Annotated in this window: 1 protein-coding gene and 1 pseudogene; one reads left to right on the forward strand and one right to left on the reverse strand. The window is 52.0% G+C overall.

From position 1 onward, the window contains the following. The coding region (locus BGK49_RS18255) for an IS1 family transposase (protein ID WP_001401901.1) at positions 1–79 on the forward strand (79 nt) is incomplete at its 5' end. A 39-nt stretch (positions 80–118) separates the two neighbouring features. Here the strand turns inward: BGK49_RS18255 and BGK49_RS28005 are convergent. Further along, positions 119–253: pseudogene (locus tag BGK49_RS28005) on the reverse strand (transposase domain-containing protein); the annotation flags it as partial. Positions 254–433: the final 180 nt, after the last annotated feature.

Below are 433 nucleotides of genomic sequence, written 5' to 3' on the forward strand. Positions count from 1 at the left end.
GTCACTGTCGTTCTCAAAATCGGTGGAGCTGCATGACAAGGTCATCGGGCATTATCTGAACATAAAACACTATCAGTAAGTTGGAGTCATTACCCAGATCGCGTACCCGGTTTGCCGGTCAGTCCTGGATATGCTCAATGACGTAACGCAGCCATTTTTCTGGCTCCACATTGTTCAGACGGCATGTGCCGATCAGCGAGTACAACACCGCCGCATGTTCGCCACCGCTATCGGAACCCCGTCGGAGAGAGTTTCACTCTCCGGCTGCTCACGGAACCGTACGTGACACTCTCGCGTCATACGGCTCTTGATCACTCATTCGATGCACGTAGTAAATGGATTTGCCCCTATATTTCCAGACATCTGTTATCACTTAACCCATTACAAGCCCGCTGCCGCAGATATTCCCGTGGCGAGCGATAACCCAGCGCAC

This window comes from Shigella sp. FC1544, from assembly GCF_001722145.1.
Taxonomy (GTDB): Bacteria; Pseudomonadota; Gammaproteobacteria; order Enterobacterales; family Enterobacteriaceae; genus Escherichia; species Escherichia coli.